General features: G+C 72.4%; 19 protein-coding genes. 6 read left to right on the top strand and 13 right to left on the bottom strand.

Annotated features, from left to right (window positions below):
• Nucleotides 1-114: 114 nt before the first annotated feature.
• Nucleotides 115-1434 (top strand): acyltransferase family protein, encoded by a 1320-nt coding sequence (locus ACTWM8_RS04840; protein WP_446212733.1) that lies wholly within the window; start codon nt 115-117, stop codon nt 1432-1434.
• 91 nt (nt 1435-1525) lie between these two features.
• Here the strand turns inward: ACTWM8_RS04840 and ilvA are convergent, their stop codons facing one another.
• The 4 genes from ilvA to ACTWM8_RS04820 are packed head-to-tail and all read right to left on the bottom strand — an operon-like array spanning nt 1526 to nt 6315.
• Nucleotides 1526-2746, bottom strand: a complete 1221-nt coding sequence (ilvA, locus tag ACTWM8_RS04835; protein ID WP_446212732.1) for a threonine ammonia-lyase — start codon at nt 2744-2746, stop codon at nt 1526-1528.
• On the bottom strand, nt 2743-3738 hold the full coding sequence (locus ACTWM8_RS04830) for a DUF4328 domain-containing protein (RefSeq protein WP_446212731.1): 996 nt from the start codon (nt 3736-3738) through the stop codon (nt 2743-2745). Before ACTWM8_RS04830 ends, ilvA begins: the two co-directional genes overlap by 4 nt.
• 11 nt (nt 3739-3749) lie before the next feature.
• Nucleotides 3750-5159, bottom strand: a complete 1410-nt coding sequence (locus ACTWM8_RS04825) for an amidase (protein WP_446212730.1) — start codon at nt 5157-5159, stop codon at nt 3750-3752.
• A gap of 16 nt (nt 5160-5175) precedes the next feature.
• Entirely contained in the window at nt 5176-6315 is a 1140-nt protein-coding gene (locus ACTWM8_RS04820) for a cystathionine gamma-synthase (protein ID WP_088963910.1), read from the bottom strand.
• 125 nt (nt 6316-6440) lie between these two features.
• Here ACTWM8_RS04820 and ACTWM8_RS04815 point away from each other — a divergent pair, with 125 nt between their 5' ends.
• Entirely contained in the window at nt 6441-6860 is a 420-nt protein-coding gene (locus tag ACTWM8_RS04815) for an HIT family protein (RefSeq protein WP_446212729.1), read from the top strand.
• Between the two features lie 90 nt (nt 6861-6950).
• Here the strand turns inward: ACTWM8_RS04815 and ACTWM8_RS04810 are convergent, their stop codons facing one another.
• The 9 genes from ACTWM8_RS04810 to ACTWM8_RS04770 form a co-directional block, all read right to left on the bottom strand.
• The gene (locus ACTWM8_RS04810) at nt 6951-7916 is read right to left on the bottom strand and encodes an NAD-dependent epimerase/dehydratase family protein (RefSeq protein ID WP_446212728.1); all 966 of its coding nucleotides are present in this window, start codon (nt 7914-7916) and stop codon (nt 6951-6953) included.
• Nucleotides 7913-9211: a nucleotide sugar dehydrogenase gene (locus tag ACTWM8_RS04805; protein WP_446212727.1), complete on the bottom strand. Its 1299-nt coding sequence runs from the start codon at nt 9209-9211 to the stop codon at nt 7913-7915. Before ACTWM8_RS04805 ends, ACTWM8_RS04810 begins: the two co-directional genes overlap by 4 nt.
• Nucleotides 9212-9258: 47 nt before the next feature.
• Nucleotides 9259-10161 carry an endo alpha-1,4 polygalactosaminidase gene (locus ACTWM8_RS04800; protein ID WP_446212726.1) on the bottom strand — a complete coding sequence of 301 codons (903 nt, stop codon included), beginning with the start codon at nt 10159-10161 and terminating at the stop codon, nt 9259-9261.
• 32 nt (nt 10162-10193) lie between these two features.
• Nucleotides 10194-11090: an NAD-dependent epimerase/dehydratase family protein gene (locus tag ACTWM8_RS04795; protein WP_446212725.1), complete on the bottom strand. Its 897-nt coding sequence runs from the start codon at nt 11088-11090 to the stop codon at nt 10194-10196.
• Entirely contained in the window at nt 11087-11815 is a 729-nt protein-coding gene (locus tag ACTWM8_RS04790; protein ID WP_446212724.1) for a nucleotidyltransferase family protein, read from the bottom strand. The genes ACTWM8_RS04795 and ACTWM8_RS04790 overlap by 4 nt, the downstream gene beginning before the upstream one ends.
• Before the next feature lie 23 nt (nt 11816-11838).
• Nucleotides 11839-13290: a hypothetical protein gene (locus ACTWM8_RS04785; RefSeq protein WP_446212723.1), complete on the bottom strand. Its 1452-nt coding sequence runs from the start codon at nt 13288-13290 to the stop codon at nt 11839-11841.
• Nucleotides 13287-14717 (bottom strand): GT4 family glycosyltransferase PelF, encoded by a 1431-nt coding sequence (pelF, locus tag ACTWM8_RS04780; RefSeq protein WP_446212722.1) that lies wholly within the window; start codon nt 14715-14717, stop codon nt 13287-13289. Before pelF ends, ACTWM8_RS04785 begins: the two co-directional genes overlap by 4 nt.
• A gap of 38 nt (nt 14718-14755) precedes the next feature.
• Entirely contained in the window at nt 14756-16981 is a 2226-nt protein-coding gene (locus ACTWM8_RS04775) for an Agd3-related carbohydrate deacetylase (RefSeq protein ID WP_446212721.1), read from the bottom strand.
• 226 nt (nt 16982-17207) lie between these two features.
• Nucleotides 17208-18134, bottom strand: coding sequence for a spherulation-specific family 4 protein (locus ACTWM8_RS04770; protein ID WP_446212720.1), 927 nt, complete (start codon nt 18132-18134; stop codon nt 17208-17210).
• Nucleotides 18135-18393: 259 nt separating this feature from the next.
• On the opposite strand from ACTWM8_RS04770, the gene msrA reads away from it, so the two are divergent.
• The 4 genes from msrA (at nt 18394) to ACTWM8_RS04750 (ending at nt 24057) form a co-directional block, all read left to right on the top strand.
• Nucleotides 18394-19056 (top strand): peptide-methionine (S)-S-oxide reductase MsrA, encoded by a 663-nt coding sequence (gene msrA, locus ACTWM8_RS04765; protein ID WP_446212719.1) that lies wholly within the window; start codon nt 18394-18396, stop codon nt 19054-19056.
• 203 nt (nt 19057-19259) lie between these two features.
• A complete protein-coding gene (locus tag ACTWM8_RS04760) occupies nt 19260-21044 on the top strand; it encodes an N-acetylglutaminylglutamine amidotransferase (protein WP_446212718.1) in 1785 nt (594 codons plus the stop codon).
• A 2-nt stretch (nt 21045-21046) separates the two neighbouring features.
• On the top strand, nt 21047-22876 hold the full coding sequence (gene ngg, locus ACTWM8_RS04755) for an N-acetylglutaminylglutamine synthetase (RefSeq protein ID WP_446212717.1): 1830 nt from the start codon (nt 21047-21049) through the stop codon (nt 22874-22876).
• Nucleotides 22873-24057, top strand: coding sequence for an osmoprotectant NAGGN system M42 family peptidase (locus tag ACTWM8_RS04750; RefSeq protein WP_446212716.1), 1185 nt, complete (start codon nt 22873-22875; stop codon nt 24055-24057). The genes ngg and ACTWM8_RS04750 overlap by 4 nt, the downstream gene beginning before the upstream one ends.
• Nucleotides 24058-24245 lie beyond the last annotated feature (188 nt).

The following is a 24245-nucleotide window of genomic DNA, read 5'->3' as shown; positions in this document are numbered from 1 at the left end:
CGGCCTAAAGTCCGTATTTACGACTTTCAACCCGAAGTCGCAGGGTTTTTCCCTCAGGAGGCTGCCGGCTAGGGTGCCACGGGTACACCTGGCTGTGACAACCCGGAGGTCTACTTGAGGACGCCCTGGGCGGGCCGTCGCCTGCCGACCCTGGAGGAGCGGTTCTCCTCACGGCACAACGCCCTCGGCCTGATCCGCCTGGTGCTGGCGTCGGCCGTGCTGGTCGCCCATGCGTGGCCCCTCGGGATCGGCCAGCCCGAGCCCGGCCGGCTGGAGTCCTCCGGCCAGACCGATCTCGGGGTCATGTCGGTCTACGGGTTCTTCGTCCTCTCGGGATTCCTCATCACCGGCAGCGGCCTGAAATTCAGCGTCGGCCGGTACGCGTGGCACCGGGTCCTGCGCATCTTCCCCGGTTTCTGGGTGTGCCTCGTGGTGACCGCGCTGGCGATCGCGCCGCTCGTCGCCCTGTACGAGAAGGGCAGCCTCCAGGGCTTCTGGAATCACGCGGAGGGCCCGTTCGACTACATCGCCGCCAACTGGTTCGCCTCCATGCAGCAGTACCAGATCTCCGGGCTGCTCGCCGAGGGGCCGTACGGCCAGTCGTTCGGAGGCAAGCCGACCGCCTTCGACGGCTCGCTGTGGAGCCTCAAGTACGAACTGGCGTGCTACGTGCTGGTCGCCGCACTGATGGCCACCCGGGTCCTGCGCAACGCGCCCCGGACCGTGCTGCTGCTCGCCGCGATCTGCTTCGCGTTCATCGTCGCCGACCTGATCAACGCGCCGACCTGGACGTCCCACCCGCCGGGGCGGGGCTCGTTGGGACCGTTCCCCCTGCTGGGGTCGTTCGTGAACCGCCACATGATCTATCTCGGCTTCCTGTTCCTGCTCGGGGCGGCGGCGCGGCTGTACCGGCACCGCATGCCGATGCACGGGGCGCTGGCGGCTCTGGCGGGCGTCGCCCTGGCCCTCAGCATGTGGCTCGGCGGTTTCTACGTCATCGGCCTGCCGGCGTACGCCTATCTCCTGCTCTACCTGGCGGTCGCCCTTCCGGGTCCGCTGCGGCGCATCGGCCGCGAGCGCGACTACTCGTACGGCATCTACATCTACGGCTTCCCTGTCCAGCAGGCGATCGCGCTGGTCGGCGGCGCGCGCTACGGAGTGGCCGTCTACCTGCTGCTCTCGGCGCTCGGCACGCTGGCGCTGGCGGTGCCGTCCTGGCACCTGATCGAGCGCCCCGCCATGAGCCACAAGGACCGCACCCTGCCAATTCGTGAATGGTCGCGGCGATGGCGCGGCCGGACCGTGGAGCGTCCCGACATCGACGGGCCGACCGTGCCGCTGATGCGGTTGCCGGCGCCCCGGCCGAAGTCAGACCAGGCAGCGATGACAACGGCCGGGACGGACGGCGCCGACGCTCGGGGTAAGGCCGCCTGACCGCAGGCACAACGTCGCGCGGGCCCCTGGCCGGCATGGCCAGGGGCCCGCGCGTTCCGGGAACCCAGGCCCGCGGCACGGGGCCGGACGCTCACGCCTCGGCTGCGAAGACCACCTGGTAGCCGCTGGCCCGCAGGGCGCTGATCAGCGTGTCGGAGTGCTCGACGCCCCGGGTCTCCACCGACAGCGCCACCTCCACCTCGCCGAGGCGCAGGTGCGGGTTGGCCCGCTGGTGCTCCACGTCGACCACGTTCGCCCGGTGCTCGGCGATCTCGGTGAGCAGCGAGGCGAGCTGACCGGGCCGGTCCGAGCAGCGCACCGTGAACCGCAGGTAGCGCCCGGCCGCGGCCAGGCCGTGCTCGATCACCCGCAGCATCAGCAGCGGGTCGATGTTGCCGCCGGAGAGCACCGCGACCACCGGCGCCTCCACCTCGACGACCCCGGCCAGCAGCGCGGCCACGCCCACCGCGCCGGCCGGCTCGACCACCTGCTTGCCGCGCTCCAGCAGCATCAGCAGCGCCCGGGAGATGTCCTCCTCGGAGACCGTGACGATCTCGTCGACCAGCTTGCGGACGTGGGTGAAGGTGATCTCCCCCGGCCGGCCGACCGCGATCCCGTCGGCGATGGTGGCGAAGGACGGCAGGCGTACCGGCTCGCCGGCGATCAGCGAGGGCGGGAAGGCCGCCGCGCTGGCCGCCTGGACCCCGACCACCCGTACGTCGGGGCGCAGCGCCTTGGCCGCCACCGCCATGCCCGAGATCAGGCCACCGCCGCCGACCCCGGTGATGATCGTCTTCACGTCGGGGCACTGTTCGAGGATCTCCAGTGCCACGGTGCCCTGACCGGCGATCACGTCGGGGTGGTCGAACGGGTGGATCAGCACCGCGCCGGTCCGCTCGGCGTAGGTCTGCGCCGCCACCAGGGACTCGTCGACGGTGTTGCCGACCAGTTCGATCTGCGCGCCGTACCCCTTGGTGGCGGCCACCTTCGGCAGCGGCGCGTTCACCGGCATGAACACGGTGGCGTGGGCGCCCACCAGGCCGGCGGCGAGGGCGACGCCCTGGGCGTGGTTGCCGGCGCTGGCCGCGACCACGCCCCGGGCGCGCTCCTCCTCGCTCAGCCGGGAGATCCGCACGTACGCGCCGCGCACCTTGTACGACCCGGCGCGCTGCACGTTCTCGCACTTCAGCCACGCCGGACCGCCCAGCTTGGCGCTCAGCGGCCGGGAGGGCTCCAGCGGGGTGGTGCGGGTGATGCCGGCGAGCAGTTCCCGCGCGGCCCGTACGTCGGCGAGACCGACCAGTTCCGTCATGCCCCGATCGTGCCACCCGCCACCGGGGGAACCTGCGGCGACGCCGGGGGCGTGTCGGCCGAGGCCTGCGGCGCGGTCACCGGCTGCGGCTGCGGCTGCGGCGGGGCGAACGTGCCGGGCGCGCCGGCCGGCACCGGCATGCCGGGGGCGAACCCGCCGGGCACCGGGGTTCCCGGGGCGTACGGCCAGGCCGGGGTGGCGCGGGCGATCCGGTCCTGCTGGGCGGCGGAGATCTTCCGGATCAGCACGATGAACGACGCCGCGGCCACCACGCAGGCGATCGCCGGGATCGCGTTGCGGCCGAGGGCGCCCTGGTAGTAGTCCACGTACGCCTGGAAGTCCTCGTGGTCGACGGCCGTCTCGGGGAGCCGGGCGAACTCGAGGTCGTTCTTGCGGGTGAACAGCCGCTCGCCGACGCTGAAGACCAGCCACGCCGCCCACCAGACGGCGACCAGCCACGGGGTGCTCCGGCGCCAGAGGCTGTCCCGGGCGATGTTGGCCACCACCCGGACGGGCACCACGAAGTTCGCGAACGGCACCAGCCAGCCGGCGATCGCCCAACCCTGACCGAGGACGGGCAGCGCGCCGGGGAAGGCGTCGATGTTCTTGCGCGCCCGCCAGGTCCAGATGATGACGAGCACGGCGGCGGCCAGGTAGGTCACCACGAACGGCAGGGTCAACACGCCCTCGACGAGCAGGGCCCCGAGGAGCACGTCGCTGTCGCCGTCACGCTCGGCCTGTCGCGCCAGCACCATCCCGGCCACCGGGGCGAGCGCGGAGAGCAGGTAGAACGCGGCGGCCACGCCGACCGCGATCGAGGCGGCCAGCCCGATGCCGCGCACGGCGTGGGTCTCCAGCCCCGGCGTGACGGCCGGCTGCCCGAGGGGGGTGTAGCAGTTCTGGCACTCGTTGAAGCTCGGGGACGTGGCGTCCCCGCAGGTCTGGCAGAGCATGGGGACCGTCCAGGGAGGTGCGGCGAGGGGGGTGCGCACACGCTAGACGATCATGCGGCGGCCGGCGACCCCGTTCCGACCCGGGGATAGCCGGGGGCGTGCCGGGCCCACGGCGCCTGCATCTCGAACTGCCCGGCGACGGAGAGCAGCAGCAGCTCCGAGCCGGGCGGGCCGACCAGTTGCGCGGCGACGGGCAGGCCGTCCGGGCGCCGGCCGACCGGCACCACGATGGCCGGCAGGCCGGCGATGTTCCAGGGCGCCGCGTACGGGGCATACCGGATGTTGGCCTTCATGTTGGCCACCCACGACCGGCTGGACCAGGCGGCGGCCTCCGGCGGCGGGCCGGCCAGCGCCGGGGTGAGCAGCAGGTCGACCGAGTGGTCGGTGAAGAAGTTGATCGAGCGTTCGCGCCAGGCGGTGCGGTCGGCCTCCCGGACGTACCCCCGTCGCTGCGCCCACTCGCCGAGCGCGACGTGCCGGCGGCTGCGCCGCTGGAGGTCCCGCCGGGCGACCCCGGCGGCGCGCACGTCGGCGGCGGCCGCGGCGAACCAGGTCGCGATGCCCTGGAGGCCGAGCGCGGTCGGGTAGACCGGGTCGGCGGGGACGGTGTCGTGGCCGGCGGCGGCGAGCAGCCGGCCGGCGGCGGCCACCGCGTCCCGGTTGGGGGCGTCCGGCGAGACGCCGCGCACCGGGGAGCGCAGCGAGACACCGACCCGCAGCCGCGGCGGCGGGACCAGCTTGTCGGCCCGGCGCCCGGCGAGCACCTGGAAACCGACCGCGGCGTCCGCCACCGTGGTGGTGAGCATGCCGTGCTCGGTGAGGCCGAACCAGTCCTCCGCGCCAAGCTGGGTGGGGATCACGCCCCGGCCCGGCTTCAGGCCGACCAGGCCGCAGCAGGCCGCCGGGATCCGGATCGAGCCGAGCCCGTCGTTGCCGTGCGCGATCGGCACCAGCCCGGCGGCCACCGCGGCGGCGGCGCCGCCGGAGGAGCCGCCGGGGGTGCGGCGGGTGTCCCACGGGTTGCGGGTGATCCCGGACTCGTCGTCGGTGAGGGCCCAGAGGCCCAGCTCCGGCATCCGGGTCAGCCCGAGGATCACCGCGCCGGCGCCGCGCAGCCGCCGAACCACCTCGTGGTCGGCCTCCGCGACGCCGGTACGCACGGCCGCCGAGCCGTTCCAGGTGGGTACGCCGGCGACGGCGGTGTTCTCCTTGACCGCCACCGGCACCCCGGCCAGCGGGAGGTTGGCCAGGTCCTCCTGCTCGTCAACCTTCTCCGCCTCGGTGATCGCCTCCCCGCCGCGTACCGTGCGGAACGCGGCGAGGTCGGCGTCGACCCGGGCGATGTGGTCCAGGTGGTCGGCGACGACCTGGGTGGCCGAGACGTCGCCCCGGCGTACGCCGCGGGCGATCTGCTTGGCGGTCGCTCCGACCCAGGTCGGCATGATGTCCTGCACGGCCACCCTCCCCAGCCAGCGGTCAGCCCAGCGCCTGCTCCAGATCGGCGAGCAGGTCGTCGACCGTCTCGATGCCGACAGACAGTCGCACGAGATCGCCGGGAACTTCAAGCGGCGAGCCGGCAGCACTTGCGTGTGTCATCCGGCCCGGGTGCTCGATCAGGGACTCCACGCCGCCGAGCGACTCGGCGAGCACGAAGAGCTTGGCCCGGTTGCAGATCTCCACGGCGTGCTCCTCGCCACCGGAGGCGCGGAAGGAAATCATGCCGCCGAACCGGCGCATCTGCTTCGCGGCCACCTCGTGACCGGCGTGCGAGGGCAGGCCCGGGTAGATCACCTCAGCGACCTTGGCGTGCCCGTCCAGGTACGCGGCGATCCGCTCGGCGTTGTCGCAGTGCCGGTCCATGCGTACCCCGAGGGTCTTGATGCCGCGCAGGGTCAGCCAGGCGTCGAAGGGCCCGTTGATCGCGCCCATCGCGTTCTGGTGGTAGCGCAGCTCGTCGCCGAGGCCGGCGTCGGCGGCGATCAACGCGCCACCCACCACGTCGGAGTGTCCGCCGATGTACTTGGTGGTCGAGTGGACCACCACGTCCGCGCCGTGCGCGATCGGCTGCTGCAGGTACGGCGAGGCGAAGGTGTTGTCGACCGCCAGCAGCGCCCCGGCGTCGTGCGCGACGGCGGCCAGGGTGGCGATGTCGGCGATGCCGAGCAGCGGGTTGGTCGGCGTCTCCACCCAGACGATCTTCGTGGTGGCGCGCATGGCGGCCCGCACGGCGTCGGTGTCGGAGACCTTGGCCGGGGTGTAGTCCAGCCCCCAGCGCTCGGCGACCCGGGCGAAGAGCCGGTAGGTGCCGCCGTACGCGTCGTCCGGGATCACCACGTGGTCGCCCGGCTTGCAGACGGTGCGCAGCAGGGTGTCCTCGGCGGCCAGGCCGCTGGCGAAGGCGAGCGCGACCGGGCCGCCCTCCAGGGCGGCGAGGCACTCCTGGAGCGCGTCCCGGGTGGGGTTGCCGGAACGGCTGTACTCGTAGCCGTGCCGAGGCGCGCCGACGGCGTCCTGGGCGTAGGTGCTGGTCTGGTAGATCGGTGGGATCACCGCGCCGGTGCGGGCCTCGGGGTCCTGGCCGGCGTGGATGGCGAGCGTCTCGAAGCCGTGACTCATTCCCGAGACGTTAGTCCGCCGGTCCGCCGGAGCGGGCGGAACCCGCCGCGGGTCGCCCCGTCCTCCCCGGCGGACGCCGCTCGCGCCGCCGGGCGGACGCCGGGACACCGCACTACGCTGCCCCGGTGAGCGGGTGTGTGTTCTGCGGAATCGTGGCGGGCGAAGTGCCGGCGTTCCGGGTGGCCGACGAGCCGGACGGCGTCGCCTTCCTGGACACCCGGCCGGTCTTCAAGGGCCACGTGCTGGTGGTGCCCCGCACCCACCTGATCACCCTGACCGACCTGCCGGCCACGGCGCTGCCCGGCTACTTCGGCCTGGTCCAGCGGCTCGCGGTGGCGGTGGAGTCCGGTCTGGGAGCCGGTGGGACGTTCGTGGCGATGAACAACAAGGTGTCCCAGTCCGTCCCACACCTGCACACCCACGTGGTGCCTCGGACGAAGGGTGACGGCCTGCGCGGCTTCTTCTGGCCGCGCACCCGCTACGCCGACGACGCCGAGGCGCAGGGGTACGCCGACCGCGTCGCCGCCGCGCTGGCCCGGCCGTGACCATCCGCCCCACCGGTCGTCGAGATCCGCGGGAGAGGCCGGCGGCAACCGGGGTCGCCGCCGGCCTCTCCTGGCTCGAGAGGTGTTCCGCTACCGGGGCCAGCGGTCCCGGTACCAGGCGAAGGTGCGCCGCACCCCCTCCTCCAGCGGAACCACCGGCTCATAGCCGGTGAGGGCCCGGAGCTGCGACAGGTCCGGGCAGCGCCGGGCCACCGCCCCCGGCGGGGCCGGGACCGGCGCGAGCTTCGGGTCGAACTCGGCGACCCGGAGCACCAGCTTGGCGAGGTCGCCGATGTTGGTCTCCTCCGCGTCGTTGCCGATGTGCACGACCCGCCCGGCGGCGCCGGGGGTGTCCATCAGCCGCAGCATCGCCTCCACCGCGTCGTCGACGTGGCAGAACGCCCGGGTCTGGTCCGTGCCGTAGACCCGATAGGGGTCCTCCCCCCGCAGCGCGCGCAGGGACAGCTCGGGGATGACGTGGTCGGCGCCCATCCGCGGCCCGTAGACGTTGTGGAAGCGACCGACCACGGCCGGGAAGCCCGTCGTCCGGGCGGTGTGCAGGACGGCGGCCTCCCCGAGCAGCTTGCTGATCGCGTAGCTGAACCGGGGTGCCGTCGGGTCGGCCACCACCACCGGTACGTCCTCGGCCGTCGGCACCGGCACCAGACCGAGATCGACGCCACCGGCGTACACCTCGCTGGTCGAGGCGAAGAAGAGCTTCTCCTCCGGGCCGATCCAGTCGAGCAGGTGCAGCGCCGCAAGGGTGTTGACCCGGACCACCCGGGCCGGGTCGGACTCCACGTTGCGGACCCCGACCACCGCGGCGAGCAGGTAGATCTGGTCCCAGCCGTGCGGCAGGGCCGCCCAGGTGGCCGGGTCGGTCAGGTCCCCGGAGCGGATCTCCACACCCGGCGCGTCCCGCAACACGGCGAGGTCGGCATCGTCGCGCCCCCGCGAGAAGTCGTCGACGATGGTCACGGCGTGCCCGTCCGCGGTCAGCCGACGGGCCAGGTGCAGGCCGATGAAGCCCGCCCCGCCCAGCAGGAGCGCCCTCACGCGGCCACCTGCTTCGCGTCGTAGCCGAGCCCGGCGTAGTGGACGCCCGCCGCCGTGACGGCCGCCTCGTCGAGGATCCGCCAGGAGTCGTAGACCAGCTTCGGGCCGTCCACACCGAGCACCGAGTCGATCCGCATCGCCCGGTAGTCCGGGTGGTCGTTGATCACCAGGACCGCGTCGGCCGCACTGAACGCCTTGTCGAGGCTGATCGGCTCACCGCCGTACCGCCGGATCACCTCCGGCGCGACCATCGGGTCGTGACCGAGCACGGTGATCCCGGCGGCCCGGAACACCGGCATCATCGTCGCGATCGGGGTCCCGCGCATGTCGTCGGTGGGTGGCCAGCCCTTGTAGGCCCAGCCGAGGACGGCGAGGCGCGCGCCCTCGCTGCTCCCCCGCTGCTCGCGGATCATCCCGACCAGCCGCTCGGCCACATGGACCGGCAGGTACTCGTTGAGTTCGCGAGCGCGGCCGACCAGGAACGGCTCCCGATCCGGCGAGCTGTTGATCATGATGTACGGATCCTTGGACAGGCAGCCGCCGCCGACGTACCCGGGCTTGGCCAGGTCGGGACGCGGATAGTCGAGGTTGGCCGCGCGGATGACCTCCAGCGGGTCGAGCCCGTGCCGTTCGGCGATGAGGGCGATCTCGTTGCCGAAGGCGTAGATCAGGTCGGTGTGGCAGTTGTTGGAGAGCTTCACCAGCTCCGCCGCCTCCAGGCTGGACACGGGAACCAGCTGGGCCGTCAGGCCCCCGAAGAAGTCCAGGCCCGCGCGGAGGCTCTCGTCGTCCAGGCCACCGACCACCTGCGGCAGCTCGACCAGCTCGCGGAGGGCCTGCCCCTGGATGGTCCGCTCGGGGGCCATCACCAGACGGGCCCGACCCCAGGCCGCGAGCAGTGCCGGCAGCACCACCGCACGGCTGGTGCCCACCGGGACCGTGCTCCGCACCACCACGAGCGTGTCCGGCCCGCACCACTCGGCCACCCCCGCGGCGGCCGAGGCGAGATTGCGCAGGTCGGGCTCGTGGGTCTCCTCGTCCACCGGCGTCGACACGCAGATCACCGCCACGTCGACAGTGTCCGAGGGCAAGCGGGCGTCAACGAAGATGGACCGGCCGCCGTACTCGGCGAAGGTCTCCTCGACCCCGGGCTCGTAGATGTGCGGCCGGCCGTTCGACAGGGACTCGACCACGGACGGCGCGACGTCGGCGCCGTGCACGGTGAAGCCCTTCCGGGCCAGGGCGGCGGTCAGGGTCAGGCCGACGTAGCCCATCCCCACCACTCCGATTGTCATGGGCACTCGTGCTCTCCTATTCGTTCGGTCAGTTGACTGGTCTGCGATCAGCGGCAGGGCGGGCTGAGGCGGTCGAGCGCCCGGGAGGTCACATAACCCCCGAACCCCTCCTGCCGGTACCGGGCGCAGGCGGCCCGGACGTCCTCGGCACGGCTGGCGTAGTCGACGGCGAGGACCACCTTGCCCGCGGCGCGCAGCGCTCGCGCGTTGCCGAGGTTCTCCTCGCACCAGCTTTCCGCGCATGGTTCGTCGGATGATCGGTAGAAGAGGTCCTCCATGCCGATCCCGTCGATCGCCCCGGTGTAGCCGTCGTACTCACGCAGTTCCGGGGAGTTCTGCGGGAACACCAGCAGGCCCGGCCGGTGCGACTTGGCGTACCGGCTGATCCGGACGATCAGGTCGACCATGGCCCGCGCCAGGTCGGCGCGGGTCCGGCCCGGAGTCAGGGACAGCTCCAGCTCCTCGTAGGCCAGCGGCGTGTCCAGGTAGATCCCGTCGAAACCGGCTCGTACGGCCTGGTCGATCCGGGGCCGGACGGCCAGGTCCCACCACCGCTGGTCCCAGAACCGGACGAAGAACTCGTCGGGCCAGTCCGGCCATCGGTTGAGGATCAGGTCGCCGTGCTGCCGGATCTCCGGATACTCGGGTCGGAACTGCTCGATGCTGCCGATCTCGAAGTAGGCCAGGACGACCTTCCCCGACGCCCGCACCGCCTCGATCTCGGCCCGGGTGAAGTAGTCGGCGTGGGCGTTCCGGGCCAGGTCGATCACGGCGAGCGGCTGGGGGGCCCGGGCCACCGCGTCGAGCCGGCCCCCCGGGTAGCCCTGCAACTGGTAGAGCCAGTCGCTGACCGGTCGGCCGGGGGTGGGCCGGGTCGCGGACGGGCGCGAGGTGTCGTCCGTGCACGCCGCCCCGGTCACCGCGAGCCCGACGCCCAGCGTCGCCGCCACGAGCCGCCGCCAGCATCCCGGCCCGCGCCGACTCACCGGCCGTCCCCACCGGCCCACACCGCCTTGACCGACTCCGTGAGCTCGTGCACCGGGACCCAGGCCAGCAGCCGCGCCGCCCGCGAGTTGTCGCCCCGCATCCAGGAGACGGCGGCGGACCGGGTGGGAGCGGCTGCCTCCTCACGGATGTCGCCGCCGAACCCGGCCGCCTCGGCGAGCAGTTCCACCACCCGTCGGGTGGGCACGGCCCGGCCGCTGGCGAGGTTGACCACCCGGGCGTCCAGGCGGGGTGCGAACGCGGCGGCCACGACGCCGGCCGCCACGTCCCGCACGTCCACGAAGTCGCGATGCGCCGACAGCGGTCCCATCGAGATCTCGTCCGAGCCGGTGCGCTGCGCGTGTCGGATGAGCGCCTTCGCCCGACCGAGCACCGTGTCCTCGTGCAGGCCGGGGCCGACCGGGTTGAACACCCGCAGCGTCACGCCGTCGACCTGGCCGGCGCCGCCGGCCAGCTCCACCAGCCCGGTGGCGGCCAGGTGGCTCAGGCCGTACTGGCTCACCGGCCGGGCCGGGTCGTCCTCGTGGACCGAGTGTCCGGGCGGGACGGGTCCGTACTCGCCGGCCGAGCCCAGCCGGACGAAGCGGATGGCCGGCCGGACCGCGGCGATGGCGTCGATCAGCTTCGCCGTCACCGCGGTGTTCGCCGCCACCAGGTCGTGGCCGGTGCCGGACATCGAGCCGGTGCAGTTGGCCACGACGTCCGGGCGGGCGGCCCGCACCAGCGCCACGAGGTCGTCCACCCGACCGTGGACCAGGTCGACCTCGGCGCGGCCGGGCGTGGTCAGCTTGCTGACCCTCGGATCCTGCTCGAGCTGCCGGCAGACCTGGCGGCCGATGAAGCCGGAACCGCCGAAGACCAGTACCCGGGTCATACCGTCTCCACCTCCTTCTGCCGCAGCAGCATGGGCTTGAGCTGCTCGAAGGTTCGGTTGACCTCGTCGTAGTCCTCCGGGTGGCCGATGTCAACCCAGTAGCCCTCGAAGTCGTAGCTCACCGGGGGATCATCGCGATCGATCAGGTCCAGCACGAGCTGGTCGAAACCGAGGGCCAGGCCCTGCGGGTACGGGCCCAGCGTCCGCCGGGACATCCCGTACACACCCATGCTCACCCGGTAGTGGAACGTCGGTTTCTCGGTGAAGCCGACGACCCGCCGGTCACGCACGTCGAGGACGCCGAAGTCGATCGGCACGGTGCGGACCGCGGTGGCCACCGTCAGCGGCGCGTCGGACAGTACGTGGGTGTGCAGCAGATCCGCGAAGTCGAGGTCGGTGAGCACGTCCCCGTTCATCACGACGAAGTGCTCGGGTAGTCGGTCCCGGAGCGCGAACAGCGGTCCCACCGTGGACAGCGGGGCCGTCTCCTCGGCGTAGTCGACCTGGAGGCCCCAGGACGACCCGTCACCGACGAACGCCTTGATCAGCGGGCCGAGGTGGTTGATCGCCAGCGTGGCGTGGGTGAAGCCGCACACCGACAACTGGTGCAGCACCACCTCCAGCACCGCGTGGTCGTCGCCGATCGGCACCAACGGTTTGGGTAGCGCCGTCGTGTAGGGGCGCAGGCGGACGCCCTTCCCGCCGGCCAGGATCACCGCATGCATCTATGTCTCCCGTCGTTGTGTCACTACCGGTATCGCCAGGCCTGGCCGAGGACCCCGGCCAGGGCGGCGAGGAGCATCGCCTGGAGCAGGACGGCGCTGCCGAGGTAGGCGGCGGCGTCGACCAGTGGGCTGGATCCGCCCGGCACCAGCAGCAGCACCGTCAGGTGTGCCGCGAGCGCGACGGCGAGTGCCGCGCTGAGCCGGCCGAAACGGCCGTGCCCGGCGACGACGAAAGCCAGGAAGTACGCGCCGGCGACGGCGACGTGGGCGGCCACCAGCACGGTTCCCGCCGTACTGAGCAGCCCGGCCTGGCGCAGGGGTGCGAACATCGGCAGCGCCAGGACCGCCACCGCGGTCGTGGCGAGCGCCAACTCGAGGGCCAACCGGGCCCAGACGCCGGTGGCGAACCGGCGCGGAGACCACGCCCGGCGCAGCAGTTCCCGGGCGTGTTCGTGGAACCGGCGGACGCGCCACTCCACCAGTCCCATGCCGAGCACGAGCGGCGCCGCGGCGACCGCCAGGTCCACCGGGCCGGACAGGTGACGCGCGGCCGAGTGCAGCAGGTACGCCGCCGAGAGCGCGGCGTAGACCAGGACGGCGCAGAGCTGCGGCAGCTCCGGGCGGACGGCACGGTGCAGGGGAAGCTCGGCGGGCGGCGTCGCGGGCCTCGCGTACCAGGCGGGGAGATCGGTCCGGGTGGTCCACCCGAGCGCCAACACGAACCCGACGGCCACCGACCCGACGGCCACGATCACGGCGACCGGGGCATCGGGCCGCCCGGTCAGCAGGTACGCACCGCCGGCCGCGGCGGCGGGCGCCATCGCGGCGAGCAGCCAGCCCTCCCGCCGGTAGAAGAGTGCGGCGGTCGCGGCGGCCTGATACATCAGCAGGCCACTGGCCAGCAGCACCGGGGGCAGGTCATCCCTGGTACTGCCGGCCAGGGCGGCAGTGGCGGCGGCCCCGACCGCCGGGCCGAGCAGCGTCGACCCCCGGAGCAGCCGGGCGGCGACGCGGACCTGGCTCCGACCGACGAGGCGGTAGGCCAGCCAGGCGGTCCCACCCGACCAGACCCAACCGAGGGGCCCCACGATCAGCAGCGCCAGCACCACCGACCGTTCGGCGAGGATCGCCAGCACGGCCGGGAGCAGCACGCCGGGCATCAGGTACAGCAGACCGTGCGAGAGGTCCCGGGCGGCGCGGACGGGGTCTGCCGGCGCGGCCCGAGGGACCGCCGGCGGCCGGATCTCCGGGTCCAGCCGTCGGAACACCTCCTCGGCCAGCACGAAGACGTCCGGGTGGCCGTAGTCGTCCCGGGCCGAGCGGTCGGTCAGGCCGTCGGACTCCAGCGCGGCGGCGATCTGCAGCGCGTCGACCGGCCGTCCGAGCTGGGGCCGCATCCGCTCGACCAGGCCGACCACCGGGTCGTCGACGACCCGGGGCAGCACCAGCGTCGGGGCTTCCGCGGTTGTGGTCATACCGCCATCACCGGCCCGGCGGGGCGCGGCGCCGTTGTCCCCTTGCCCACGAGGTCCCGGTAGATCCGCCGGTACGCCTCGATGGACTGGTCCAGGGTGAAGTGCGCCAGGACGCGGTCCCGCGCCGCGGCACCCAGCCGGGCCCGCAGCGGCGCGTCCTGGAGCAGCCGTACGCAGGCCGCCGCCACCGCCACGTGGTCGCGCGGCGGCACCACGTACCCGGCGTCGCCCACCGCCTCGGCCACGCCGCCCACGTTGGTGCAGACCATCGGACGGCCGCACGCCATCGCCTCGACCACGGCGTACGGAAAACCCTCCGAAATGCTGGTCAGCACCACCACCTGCGCCTGGTGGTAGGCCTCCACGGGCATGCCCACCCGACCCTCGAGCACGGCGTCACCGGTGAGCCCCAGGTCGGCGATCAGTTTCTGGCAGCTGTCGCGGTACTCGGCGCCCCCGGCCGGGGCAGCACCGAAGATCCGGAGCCGAGCCCCAGGCACCTCGGCCCGGACCAGCGCGAACGCGCGGATCAGGGTGTGCAGGTCCTTGATCGGGTCGATCCGGCCGAGGTAGACGATCACCGGCTCCGCCGGTTCTCCCCTCGCCGCCGGGAACTCGTCCGGATCGACGCCGTTGTAGACGGTCCACGTCCGCTCGGGGTCCGCGCCGTTGCGCAGCTGCCACCGCCGGTTGTAGCCGCCGTGCGGAGCCAGGGCGTCGACGACGAGGTACGCGGCCCGGGCGAGCTGCCGGTGCAAGCCGAGGACGAGCACCCTGACCGGGTACGGCTCGTCGGACCCGAGCAGGTCCAGGTAGCGCTCGCGCAGATACATGCCGTGCTCCGACATGACGACGGGCGTGCCGTACCGCCACTTCGCGGTCATCCCGACCAGCATGCACAGCCCGTTCATGGACGAATGCACGAGATCGGCCCGGACCGGTTCGGCCGAGAGGGGTCGGAGCATGTGCTCGATCAGCGAAAGCGCGGTGACGCAGTCGGCGAGGGTGAGCTCCGGCTCGTCCGCCCGTACGCCTCGCCACGCGTCCCTGGTCATGGCCAGCGCGGTGTTCGAGGTGAGGGCACCGGTGAGGTCACCGCCCTCGGCGGCGTACTCGTGCATGATGCGCAGTGCGTGCAGGAACCGGATCCGGTTCACCTCCTTCCGCCCCGGCTCGGGGTCGTCCGGTCGCAGGACGGCACCCAGCAACGCGGCAAGGGCCTCCCGGAACTCGCGGCCCGACCGTCGCCCCGGCCGGCGGCGATCGGGCCGGGGCCCCCACAGGGGGATGGTGCGCAACCGGCTGAGGTTGGCCGGCGGCTCCCACCGCGGACGTTCGGTGCCGTCCACGGTGAGCGCCACCATCTCCCAGTCGTGCTCGGGCAGCCCCCGGATGAGCTGGTCGCACCAGATGCTCACGCCGCCCATGGCGAACGGGTAAGTCCCCTCGGAGACCAGCGCCACTCTCACGGCAGCGGACTCGCGGTGATCGTGACCGGCTGCCCGGTCGACAGCGTGACCGGCGCGGACACCTCGCTGCCGTAGGTGGTGGAGTCAGCGGTGCGCGCCCCGCTCACCGTGACCGTGCCGGCCTGGGGCGAGCTGACGGTGACGGTGCCGGTCGCGCGGTCGAACACCCCGTCCACCCCGGCCGCCAGCTGGGCGAAGTGGCTGTTGCGGCTGACCGTCCGCTGGGCCAGGGCCGGCCAGTCCAGGCTGCGCACCGGCACCGCGTAGTACGAGCTGTACTTGCCGAGGATGCTGTCGAGCCAGTCGGTGAGCAGCGTCCGGCCGGAGCCGTAGTCGCGCAGGTTGGCGATGTGGAAGGTGTGGGTGTAGAGCGAGCCGCTGGTCATGTGGCTCAGCGCCACGTCCGTCTCCGCCGAGATCACCTGGCTGTAGGTGCGGTTCGTCGGCCAGAACGGGAACTTGCCGTTCGGCCCGTAGAAGGAGTTGTAGAAGGCGGTCTCCTCCGCCGGCGTCGTGCAGTGGTACGCGATGTTCGTCGGCCAGTCCGGCACCACGGTGACGCTCGGTTCCAACGGGTGCGTGGTGCCGCAGTTGAAGCACGCCGGCCGGTGGCTCGGGAATGACATGTTGCCGTGCAGGTACTTCACGCCGAGGTCGCGCGCCGCCCGCAGCAGCTCAGGGTTGGACGCGGTCAGGCCGAAGTCCGTCGGCGGGTCGGTGTCGTTGTTCGGATCCGGGTTGTAGACGCCGAGGCCGGAGTACTCGCCGGTCTTGAGCACGCTGCCGTCCACCGGCAGACCGAGCTTGCCGGCCGCCGCGAGGTTGTCGGCGATCTCGGCGCGACTCGTGGCGTAGTCGGTGAAGTTCATCTCCGGGTGGGTGAGCGTGTGGTTGATCCAGCGGAACTCCTTCGCCAGACACCGGGTGGTGGGGGTGAGCCTGTTGATCCCCCCGTTCGGGTAGCACCTGTTGCCCGCGTTCAGGTTCGCGTCGCCGCCGTTGTACGCCATGCCCATGGTCAACCCGCTCGCCAGCGGATACTTCTGGCGCAGCGCCTGCTGCCGAAGGGAGACGTTGTACGCGTCGTGCCCGGACATCTGGTACCCCGGGTCGGACTCGATGTGGCCGTCCGGGTGGTAGTGGTCGGCCGAGTTGAACCAGTCGTCGACGTCGACGTGCAGGTAGTGCCGCTGCTCGCCCAGGAAGAGGCCCCGGCTGGCCCACCGGAACAGGCCGTACACCAGCAGGTCGGACTGGAGCAGGTACTGGTTGGAGGTGAAGGTCAGCATCATCCGCTCGCGGCCGTCCGCGGACGGGCTGAGCACCCCGACGGTGTCACTGCCGGCGGTCAACACGGGGGTGGCCGAGCAGTTCGACCGCACCGCGGTGCGGTAGACGTACGACTCGACGACGGGGATCTGGGCGCTGGGCTTGAGGTAGTCGAAGACCTGGGCTCCGGCGGCCGTGAGCGCCGTCTTCAGCGGCGTGGCACCGACCGAACCCTCGCTCGCCGCCTGCAGGCAGTAGTCCTCGGGCCAGGCGCCGTGGCTGCCGTAGAGCACCGCCTGGCGCACCGCGTACCCCCGCTCGTACGCCCAGAGCAGGTTCCACTCGTCGGCGCTGAGCCCGCTGACGTACCCGCCGTTCTCCTCGTACAGCAGGCCGCTGCTGGTCAGCAGGATGGCGTCGTAGCGCCCGACGCCGTCCGGACGGACCAGCGTGTCCGCGGTCAGCGAGGTGTTGCGGGTCAGCAGGACGTCGTAGGCGGCGCCGACCCGGTCCAGCGTCGACTTCCAGGTGGGCAGGCCGTAGTCGCTGTCGTCGACGGCGACGACGAGCGCGCGCAGCGCGACCTTGTCGGTCCCGGTCCCGGTCCCGGTCGCGGTGGCGGTCGCGCTGCCGTCCGCGGCGGCGCCCAGCGTGGACGGACCGGTGCCGGGCGCGGACGACGGGCCGGGAGAGGCCGAGCGGGCCGAGCGGGCCGAGCGGGCCGAGCGGGCCGAGCCACGCTCATCGGCACCGGAGTCGAACAGGTGCGTGCGCCGCAGCGGCACAGTGCCGCGCATGCGCGGCAGCGGCTGCGGCTCGCCCACCGGTTGCCGCACCGTCACCGGCGCCAGGCCCACCGCCGAGGACGGCACCCGGTCCGGTCGGGTCGGCGCCGCCGAGCCCGGACCGACGAGCACCGCGCTCGTGACCATCACCGCCGTGAGTGCGGCCACCACCGTTCGGACGCCTGCATAACGACCCACTATCGACCTCCAGCCGGAAAAAACGGACACAAAAGCACATGAAGGCATGAACTGCCATAGGACATAGATGAATTCACCTCGAAGGGTTACCGGGGGAACCTAACAGGAGCAATCGGGCGTTGGAGTCAAACGATTCAAGAGGGGACGTTTTGCCTGGTCAGTCAGTTAGTCCCCTGTGGAGCATCGACCGGAGTGGTCAGTGGGAGGGCGCGACGTCGGCCGCGGGCGTCACCGCACGGCCGAACGCAGCCGTCTGCTCGGCGCGCCAGTAGTCCTCGTCCGGAATCGAAGTCCACGGATGGCCGAGGCCGTCCACGGTGTGCTCACCGTCGGTGACGTGGACGAAGCCGGCGTTGCGTTCCTTGCTGAGCGCGACGGCACGATGCAGACCGTGCCGGCCAGGGGCGGCGTAGACCAGGTGCCAGAACCGCTCGGCGGGCAGGTCGTTCTCCCAGCCGGACGGCTGCCAGCCCAGGTAGTCGCGGTACGGCCCCTCGAATGTGACGAGCGTGTCGGCGAGGCCCCGGTAGCACCGCTCGGTCGGACGCCCGGGATTCATCGCCAGGTACGCGCCGGGGTAGCGGTCCCGGATGCGGGCGGCGACCCCCCGGTAGAGATCGACGTACCGATTTCCCGGGCCGCAGAGTGCGGTCGTCCGATCCAGGAAGATCCCCTGGAGCCCTGCCGCCCCGTAGGCCCGGTACCAGTCGTCGACGTCACGGATGATCTGTGCCGTCCAGGCGTCGACGTCGGAACGACCCCGGCCGGGCCCGTCCGCCCGGGTCGCCAGCGCCGGTCCGCCGAAGGTCAGCCCGAAGTAGCCCGTGTCCACGTAGGCGATCGGCCGCGCCTGGGCTCGCCGCAGCACCGTGAACACCTCGCCCCAGTGCGGGTCGTACGGCAGCTCGGGCGCGCTGCGCGAGCCGTTCACGACGACGATCCCGGTGGCCGGGCCGCCCCGGGCCAGCCGCTCGAACATCGCCCGGCCGTCCGGCGTCGCAGGCGACCAGTAGGCCGGCACGCCGACCCGCTGCGGGACCGGCTCCGACCGCCCACAGGCGCCGGTGAGCACCGGAGGCATCAGGAACACCGCCAGCAATCCGACCGTCGCGGCACGAGTCACGCCACCATCCGAAGAATCTCGATCTTCCGGTGCCGGGCACCGGCGCGTCGGGCCGGACCAACCGACTGAACGCTCAGTCAAGGTAGCGGATCCTTCACGACATATGGACTATTAATGGCGGTTTATCTGGGCTCTTTCACGATCGGGTGATTTTCGGACCGGCGCCAGCTGCCGCCGGAGCCTGAGGACACGCAAGCCGGGTAAGGAAGTCGGACCCGCGGGTGTTGCATGCGGGCAGAGGTACGAGAGGAGTTCCACCGTGTTCCTTCGCCGCATGAAGGCTGAAATGCCGACCCCCGACCAGGCCCCGCCGGGCCGGCCGCTCGCGATGCCGGTTGCTGACCGGCACGAGGTGCTGCCGTCCTCGCTGAAGGGCCCGTTCCCGGAGGGCGCGCAGGTCGCGGTCTTCGGCATGGGCTGCTTCTGGGGTTCCGAGCGGTTGTTCTGGACCCTCCCGGGTGTGCTCACCACGTCGGCCGGTTACGCGGGTGGCTACACCCGGAACCCCACGTACGAGGAGGTCTCTTCCGGGATGACCGGGCACGCCGAGGTCGTCCAGGTGGTCTACGACCCCACGAAGATCGCCTACGAGGACCTGCTCAAGGTCTTCTGGGAGAACCACGACCCGACCCAGGGCATGCGCCAGGGCAACGACGTGGGCACCCAGTACCGCTCGGCGATCTACACGACGACCGACGAGCAGCGGGCGACCGCGGAGGCGTCGCGGGACGCGTTCGCGCCGATCGTGGCGCGGGCCGGCAAGGGCGAGATCACCACGGAGATCGCGCCGCTGGGTGACTACTACTTCGCCGAGGACTACCACCAGCAGTACCTCGCCCCGACCAAGAACCCGAACGGGTACTGCAACCACGGCCCCAACGGGCTGAGCTGCCCGGTCGGCGTGGCCCGTACCGGGGGCTGACCGACCTGATGTCCGGTTCCGGGCCTGCGGTGTTTGTCACACCGCGGGCCCGGCCCGATTCGGGCACGCACCCGGCCGCCGGCAGGAAAGTCGGCGATGACCTCGGGCCCGCACACGAGCGGCGCGCATCCTAGCAAACACGTAACGCCATCGACATCGGCTCAACAGGCGAGCTGCAACAACCTCTGGCAGCATTCCCTGGCATGTGCGGACTGGCTGGGGAGTTCCGCCGTGACGGCTCACGGGCCGACGTCGCGGCGGTGGAGCGCATGGCGGCGACGATGAGCGACCGGGGCCCGGACGACAGCGGGGTCTGGTCGCAGGGGCCGATCGCCCTCGGGCACCGGCGGCTCAAGATCATCGACTTGTCGGCGGCGAGCGGGCAGCCGCTGGTCGACCCCGACGCGGGGCTCACCGGCGTCTTCAACGGATGCGTCTACAACTACCGCGAGCTGCGCGAGGAGTTGCAGGCCAAGGGGCACAGCTTCTTCTCCTCGGGCGACAGCGAGGTCGTCGTCAAGGCGTACGCCGAGTGGGGGCTCGACTTCGTCGACCACCTGATCGGCATGTTCGCCGTGGCGATCAGCGAGCGGGACACCGGCCGGCTGGTGCTGGCCCGGGACCGGCTCGGCATCAAGCCGCTCTACCTGGCCGAGACGCCGGGCGTGGTGCGCTTCGCCAGCACCCTGCCGGCGCTGCTGGCCGGCGGCGGCGTGGACACCGCCATCGACCCGGTGGCGCTCGCCCACTACCTGAGCTTCCACAGCATCGTGCCGCCGCCGCGGACCATCCTGCGCGGCGTCACCAAGCTGCCCCCGGCCACCGTCCGGGTCTACGAGCCCGACGGCCGCACCCACGAGCGGGTCTACTGGGACCCGTCCTTCACCCAGGCCGCCGAGCGGGCCGACTGGTCCGAGCAGGACTGGCAGGACGCCCTGCTGGAGTCGCTGACCACCGCCGTGCGCCGCCGGATGGTCGCCGACGTGCCGGTCGGCGTGCTGCTCTCCGGCGGGCTGGACTCCAGCCTGGTGGTCGCGCTGCTGGCCGGCGAGGGGCAGTCCGGGCTCTCCACCTTCTCCATCGGCTTCGACTCCGTCGGCGGCCGGGAGGGCGACGAGTTCGTCTACTCCGACCTGGTCGCGAAGACCTTCGACACCGACCACCACCAGCTCAAGGTGGCCGCCGGCGACCTGGTGCCGCCGCTGGAGGCGGCCGTCGCGGCGATGAGCGAGCCGATGGTCAGCCACGACTGCGTCGCCTTCTACCTGCTCAGCCAGGAGGTGTCGCGGCACGTCAAGGTGGTCCAGTCCGGGCAGGGCGCCGACGAGATCCTGGGCGGCTACCACTGGTACCCGCCGCTGGCTGGAGTCGACCGGGAGCAGGCGCTCCAGACGTACGCCAAGGCGTTCTTCGACCGGGACGCGGCCGGCCTGGCCCGGGTGCTCAACCCGGACCGGCTGACCGACGGCGACCCGGCCCGGGAGTTCGTGGCGGCGCACCTGGCCCGGCCGGGCGCGCAGACCGCGGTCGACGCCGGCCTGCGGATCGACTCTCAGATCATGCTCACCGACGACCCGGTGAAGCGGGTGGACAACATGACCATGGCGCACGGGCTGGAGGCCCGGGTGCCGTTCCTGGACCACGAGTTCGTGGAGCTGGCCGCGAGCTGCCCGCCCGAGCTGAAGCTGGCGCAGGGCGGCAAGGGCGTGCTCAAGGAGATCGGCCGCCGGGTCCTGCCGCACGAGGTGATCGACCGGCCCAAGGGCTACTTCCCGGTGCCGGGCCTCACCCACCTGGAGGGCAAGCTGCTCGACCGGGTACGCGACGCGCTCTCCGCGCCGGCCGCCCGCCGCCGCGACCTGTTCCGCGCCGACTACGTCGACGCGCTGCTCGCCGACCCGAACGCCGAACTGACCCCGTTGAACGGAAACAAGCTGTGGCAGCTGGGACTCCTGGAAATGTGGCTCCAGAGCCACGGAATCGACTGACCGTGACGGATACGCTGGCGACCGGCACGGCGCGGACCGACCGGGACCGGGTGCTCGGCCGCCGTCGGGAACGCATCGGCCCCGGCGGCGACCCGGTGGCCCCGGGAGCGCCCGAACCGAGGGCGACGTCCGACGACGCCGACGGCGTGGTGCTGGACTGCGGCTGGGGTCGGCTGGTCTTCGGCCAGACCTTCACCGAGCAGGCCGCCGTCGCCGCGGTGCTGCGGTCCGAGGCCGCGGGCGCCCGGGACATCTGCATCTACCTGCGCGACCCGCACGTGCTGGTGTCCCGGCTCCCGGACGAGCTGTTCATCGACCCGTCGCTGACCTACCGGCTGCCGCTGGGCGAGCGGCGTCCGGCCGCCACCGACGGCGACGGCGAGGTCCCCGGCCTGCTGATCCGGCCGCTACGCGACGCCGACGACGCGGACGCGGTCAACCGGATCTACGCCCGCAACGGCATGGTCACCGCGCCGGTCGACGTGTTGGTCGACAACGCCGGCACCGACCGCTTCCTGCACCTGGTCGCCGAGGCCGCCACCGGCGAGATCGTCGGCACCATCACCGGCGTCGACCACGTGGCGGTCTTCGCCGACCCGGAGAACGGCGCCAGCCTCTGGTGCCTGACCGTCGACTTCAACACCGCGCCGCCCGGCACCGGCCAGGCACTGCTGACCGGGCTCGCCGACCGGCTGGACGAGCGGGGGCGGGCCTTCGTCGACCTCTCCGTGCTCGCCGAGAACTCCGGCGCGATCCGGCTCTACGAGCGGCTGGGCTTCCACCGCACCGCCACGCTCTGCGTGAAGCGGAAGAACCCGATCAACGAGCGGCTCTTCCTGCCCGCCACCCCGGCCGGGTACGACGACCTCAACCCGTACGCGAAGATCGTCGCCGACGAGGCGATGCGGCGCGGCATCCGGGTGGAGGTCACCGACCCGCGCTGGGGGGAACTGCGGCTGACCAACGGCGGCCGGACCATCCACACCCGCGAGTCGCTGTCCGAGCTGACCTCGGCGGTGGCGATGAGCCGCTGCGACGACAAGCGGGTCACCCGGCGGATCCTCAGCGAGGCGGGGCTGTCGGTGCCGCGCGGCCGGACCGCCACCGGCGGGCCGGACGACCTCGCCTTCCTCGCCGACGTCGGGCCGGTGGTGGTCAAGCCGGCGCGGGGCGAGCAGGGCAACGGCATCACCGTCGGCGTGCGCACCGCCGAGGCGCTGACCGCGGCGGTCGAGCTGGCCCGGCGGTTCTGCCCGGACGTGCTGATCGAGGAGCTGCGCGACGGCGAGGACCTGCGGGTGATCGTGATCGACCACGAGGTGGTGGCCGCCGCCGTCCGCCGGCCGGCGCAGGTGACCGGCGACGGGGTGCACGACATCGCCGCGCTGATCGACCGGCAGAGCCGCCGCCGGGCCGCCGCCACCGGGGGCGAGTCCCGCATCCCGGTCGACGAGATGACCCGCGAGGTGGTCGGGGAGGCCGGGTACCGGATGGACGACGTGCTGCCCGAGGGCGAGGTGCTGGCCGTCCGCCGGACCGCCAACCTGCACACCGGCGGCACCATCCACGACGTGACCGCCGAGCTGCACCCGGCGATCGCCGAGGCCTGCGTGGCGGCGAGCCGGGCGCTGGACATCCCGGTGACCGGGCTGGACCTGCTGGTGCCGGCGCCGGACCGGCCGGAGCACGTCTTCATCGAGGCCAACGAGCGGCCGGGGCTGGCCAACCACGAGCCGCAGCCGACCGCCGAGCGCTTCGTCGACCTGCTCTTCCCCGGCACCCGCGCCCCGCAGCGGCTCTGGAGCCCGGCCGGCCCGGGAGCCGCCGCGTGAGCCCGAAGCCGCTGGAGATCGACCTGGACTACCTGCGCCAGGTGCTGCTGGAGCTGTTGGAGATCCCCAGCCCGTCGGGGCGTACCGACCACGTGCAGCAGTACGTCGGCGAGCGGCTCTCCGCGCTGGGCGTCTCATCCACGCTGACCCGGCGCGGGGCGCTGAGCGCCAGCCTGCCCGGACCCCGCCAGACCGGTGCCGACCGGGCAATCGTGGTGCACACCGACACCATCGGCGGCATGGTGAAGCGGCTCAAGGAGAACGGCCGGCTGGAGCTGAAGACCATCGGCACGCACAGCGCCCGGTTCGCCGAGGGCGCGCACGTCCGGGTCTTCACCGACGACCTGGACCGGTTGATCACCGGTCAGGTGCTGCCGCTGAAGGCCAGCGGGCACCGCTACAACGACGACGTCGACGTGCAGGGCGTCGGCTGGGAGCACGTCGAGGTACGGCTCGACGAGCCGGTCGACGACGTCGCCGGCCTGCGCGCGCTCGGCATCGACGCGGGCGACTTCGTGGCGTTCCTGCCCAACCCGACGATCACCCCGAGCGGATACGTCAAGTCGCGGCACCTGGACGACAAGGCCGGCGTGGCCGCCGTACTCACCGCGTTCAAGGCGATGGTCGACGCCGGGATCACCCCGGCGGTCACCGCGCACCTGCTGGTCACCGTCACCGAGGAGATCGGCCACGGCGCCAGCCACGGCCTCGACCCGGACGTCGCCGAGATCGTCTCGGTGGACGCGGCGGTGGTCGCCCCCGGCCAGCAGTCCCGGGAGGACGCGGCCACCCTGGCGATGGGCGACGGGGTGGGCCCGTTCGACTACCACCTGACCCGCAACCTCGCCTCGATCGCCCGCGAGCACGGCGTCGACCTGGTCCGGGACGTATTCGACTACTACCGCTCCGATGTGGCGGCGGCGGTCGAGGCCGGCGCGCACGCCCGGGTGGCCCTGCTCGGCTTCGGCGTGGACGCCACCCACGGCCACGAGCGCACCCACCTGGACGGGCTGCGCCACCTCACCCAACTGCTCTGCCTCTACCTCCAGAGCGACCTGGTCTTCCCGGAGTGGGACGCCGAGCCCGAGGGCGACCTCGCCGACTTCCCGTCGCTGGCGGTGCAGCCGGCCAACGAGGAGGGGCCCCGGGAGGGCCCGATCGGCATCGCCGACGCCTCCTGATCCCGCCCCGACCGCTGCCCGTCGGCGGACGGGGCGGGCCCGACGCATTTCCGTCCGGGCTGTGATCGAAATCCGTTGCCGGTGCCCCGCGGAACTGGATAGCGTGGCCGTACACGGGAAAGGAGGTGGTCCAGACTTGTATAGCAATCGGACTCGTGAGGTGGCTGTCCGCTAGCCGCTGTCCTCGA

The sequence above is a fragment of the Micromonospora sp. IBSANI012 genome, assembly GCF_052814045.1.
The sequence above is the reverse complement of the archived record's forward strand: the minus strand, read 5'-3'. Positions and strand labels throughout refer to the sequence as shown.

What these genes read in the sequence shown, in the direction of transcription:
- ilvA (WP_446212732.1), bottom strand. Translation starts at nt 2,746, where the DNA reads ATGACGGAACTGGTCGGTCTCGCCGACGTACGGGCCGCGCGGGAACTG.
- ACTWM8_RS04820 (WP_088963910.1), bottom strand. Translation starts at nt 6,315, where the DNA reads ATGAGTCACGGCTTCGAGACGCTCGCCATCCACGCCGGCCAGGACCCC.
- ACTWM8_RS04805 (WP_446212727.1), bottom strand. Translation starts at nt 9,211, where the DNA reads ATGACAATCGGAGTGGTGGGGATGGGCTACGTCGGCCTGACCCTGACC.
- ACTWM8_RS04795 (WP_446212725.1), bottom strand. Translation starts at nt 11,090, where the DNA reads ATGACCCGGGTACTGGTCTTCGGCGGTTCCGGCTTCATCGGCCGCCAG.
- ACTWM8_RS04790 (WP_446212724.1), bottom strand. Translation starts at nt 11,815, where the DNA reads ATGCATGCGGTGATCCTGGCCGGCGGGAAGGGCGTCCGCCTGCGCCCC.
- ACTWM8_RS04785 (WP_446212723.1), bottom strand. Translation starts at nt 13,290, where the DNA reads ATGACCACAACCGCGGAAGCCCCGACGCTGGTGCTGCCCCGGGTCGTC.
- pelF (WP_446212722.1), bottom strand. Translation starts at nt 14,717, where the DNA reads ATGGGCGGCGTGAGCATCTGGTGCGACCAGCTCATCCGGGGGCTGCCC.
- ACTWM8_RS04760 (WP_446212718.1), top strand. Translation starts at nt 19,260, where the DNA reads ATGTGCGGACTGGCTGGGGAGTTCCGCCGTGACGGCTCACGGGCCGAC.